The organism is Pseudomonadales bacterium, from assembly GCA_013215025.1.
Classification (GTDB): domain Bacteria; phylum Pseudomonadota; class Gammaproteobacteria; order Pseudomonadales; family DT-91; genus DT-91.
Genome location: JABSRR010000249.1, coordinates 1 through 2,812, shown reverse-complemented (window position 1 = coordinate 2,812; position 2,812 = coordinate 1). Strand labels below are relative to the sequence as shown.

The following is a 2,812-nucleotide window of genomic DNA, read 5'->3' as shown; positions in this document are numbered from 1 at the left end:
CGTAGACACCACCCCAAACAGTGTTTTGCAGACGTAGCATATTGGAGGTGGTAGACTCGATGGTTAGGGCTTGCTCAAACGTGTTCACGCCCGTCATCGTGTTATTGTTGCTCAATCTAGGGTAAACAGTGTTACCGTAGTCACCAACAGCATCGGCTATAGTGGCCTTCTTGGTAGCCCCAGCGCTAACGTCGACAATAGCAATCTCGTCACCACTTGCTACGGCACCGAGATTAGGGAGGTCAGAGATTCTTTCATTAGCCATGTCGATTACCCAAATGCTTGTTTCATTGTGCCACCACGGCGGCGTTCCCTCTGCACAGCCTTCACAGCGTCATTAGTGATAGACGGTGCAGCGGCCTTGATAGCCCCCATGATGTACTCATCACCATTGCCATTCACGTTATAGACCTGTGTGATGTTGATAGTCTCACCACCCATTGCGTTAGCTGTCTGAGTGGCGTTTACGATATTACCTTTAGAACCGGGAACAAACAGTTCTGGACCCTGCTCCCCAACCAAGTAAGGCTTGTTGTTCATTACAGAACCACCAGAAGCCCTTGTCCCAATAGCGGATTGAACGCCAGCCATTAGACCTTGGGGGATTTGGATACCGGGTGAAATAATCCCAGAGATTTGGGACACCATACGCTGAACTACAAGGACACGGTAGAGTTCCCTGACAATATCAGCAGCCATATCCTTGAAGGCCCCTGCAACAGTTTTGGTCCCGTCTACCATAGAAACAAAGGCATCTTCAGCACTAAGTTCAACGCTAGAGTAGAGGTCTTGGGTTCTTTGCAGGGTTTCGTTTAGCTCCTTAAACTCCATCTCCACAAACCTAGGACTTCCCGTAGAGGACGAGCCAGAGGTTTTTGCCTTTGGTAAGGTGTAGCCTGAATTTACCCTATCCTGCATAGCAGCACGACCAGCACCATAACTTGCATACTGATTTGCTAGGTCGAATAGACGAAGAGAACCCAGAGCCTTTATCTGCGCTTCCTCTGCTGCCATTGCGGCGTTCATCTGTTCGATGTAGTTTTGCCAGTATTCAGTAGTCTCCTGCTGACGCACCAAGAAATTTTGATGCTCTAGGTCTCTTCTCTTTTGCTCAGCGCGCTCTGCTTCAGCCTCTCTTTCTAAGGCCGCGTCCCTCTGCTGAACCCTAGCAGCCTCTATGTTTTGAGCCTCAAGAACCTCAGAGTTGTTAAGTTTCTGAGTAATCTCTAGGGCATCTTGAAGATAGTCTACCTGAAACTTCTTAACCTGCGCTTCTTTTACTGCAAGATCATAAGCCTCTTTGGCCTCTCTGATCCTTCTCTCTTGCTCGGATGCTTCAAGGTTAACAGCAAATTCGTTGGCCCCAGCAGCCTGCTCCCTTAGAGTGGCAAGTTCCTCTTCGGCGTCTTGAAGCTGGGCAAGTGCCTTTGCTTGCTCCTCTAGGGCCTCATTGTAAATCTTCTGAGCAAGAACTGCACCCTCACCCCCAGATTGTGCAAGTAACGTAGATTCCTGTAGCTTCTTGATATACTCATCAAACTCATTGTTTAGACTTTGTGCAGCATCTCTTGCCTTAAGGAGAGGGTTTATGAGGGCCGTAGCGATAGCCAAACCGGCGCCAGCAATCGCACCACCAGCACCAAAGATACCTAAGAACTGTGCGCCTTGCTGACCGAGTGCCACCATAGCGCTAGTGCCAGATTGAACTTGCACCGCAAAGTCACCAACTTGGTAACCTGCTTGCTGCATCCTCATACCAAGAACATTTGTTCTTTTACCCGCGATCTTAGAAACATCACCGTATTGGTTGACTGCCCTGTTCCCTCTTGCAAGGGCTTCTGCTTGTTTAGTCATCCTTTGGGTGTTAGATGAGACCGCAGAGGAAAGGTTTTCTACGCTGTATTTAGCCTTCCAATTAGCGTCCGAATAACGCAAAGCGGATGCGGCAGCGGCATCTCCACCTCTCGTAGCCAACCCAAACTCTTTAACAAGAGCAGACAGACTGCGCTTGTATTGAGAGTCTTGAATCTGCCCTCTTTTTAATGACTTTTGTAGTCTGTCAACTCTGGTTTCAAATGCTTTAGCTGCGCGAATTGCCTTGTCTAACTGAGAGGTATCAGATACGAATTTTATTGATACTGTCTGGTCAGCCATTGACAACCTCCAAATACTTAGAATCCATGAGGGTTAAAACCTTCAATTCTCTTTTGTTAATCTTAACCCCGCAATTAAGGAGGTATGCCCTAATAGACAAGTTATCTATTCTATTTGGACCGTTGAAACCAGAACTGATGGAGTTTCTCAGGTCTAAGAAAATAGCCCACAACCTTCTGGTGTAACTACACAGGTCAGGGAGTTCTCTGAGTTCTTTCGGGTCAGCACCAGCAGCTTTAGCAACTTCAAGGTGTTCCTTCAGAGAAACACCTTTGTCGTCTTTCTTACCTAGCCTAGTAGTCAGTTCTACATATTTCAGTAGACTTTCTACTAGACCTCCGTAAAACCCTCTTTCTTAGCAATGGCCTCCTCAATTTGAGGAACAATCCATTTCAGTTGGGTAAACAACTTTAGGGCTGCGTCAGGCGTCAGCTTAGGGGTCTTACCACCAAACTTAATAGACCACTTGAGAGCGAGGTTAGCATACATCTTGCGGCTTTCCTCTTGCAGTTCTCTCAGGTTCATCTGTTTTTCTTCTGCCTCACCACTATCAATACGCTCTTGAACTCTGGCGTATAGGTAGTCCTCATAGACATCCGAATAACGAGAGGCTACAGTGATAGTCATGTCAAGAGGTTCCCCAGTCTCGGGGTGCTTC

General features: G+C 47.5%; 3 protein-coding genes. All 3 read right to left on the bottom strand.

Annotation, left to right across the window (positions count from 1 at the left end; genetic code table 11):
* Positions 1-265, bottom strand: a 265-nt coding sequence (locus HRU21_12510; GenBank protein NRA43112.1) for a hypothetical protein, incomplete at its 3' end; no start/stop codon positions are given.
* 5 nt (positions 266-270) lie between these two features.
* A complete protein-coding gene (locus tag HRU21_12505; GenBank protein ID NRA43111.1) occupies positions 271-2,154 on the bottom strand; it encodes a phage tail tape measure protein in 1,884 nt (627 codons plus the stop codon).
* A gap of 330 nt (positions 2,155-2,484) precedes the next feature.
* Positions 2,485-2,781 carry a hypothetical protein gene (locus tag HRU21_12500; GenBank protein NRA43110.1) on the bottom strand — a complete coding sequence of 99 codons (297 nt, stop codon included), beginning with the start codon at positions 2,779-2,781 and terminating at the stop codon, positions 2,485-2,487.
* Positions 2,782-2,812: the final 31 nt, after the last annotated feature.

Bases quoted from the DNA above. Each gene is read 5' to 3' on its own strand.
- HRU21_12500 (NRA43110.1), bottom strand. From the start codon at position 2,781: ATGACTATCACTGTAGCCTCTCGTTATTCGGATGTCTATGAGGACTAC.
- HRU21_12505 (NRA43111.1), bottom strand. From the start codon at position 2,154: ATGGCTGACCAGACAGTATCAATAAAATTCGTATCTGATACCTCTCAG.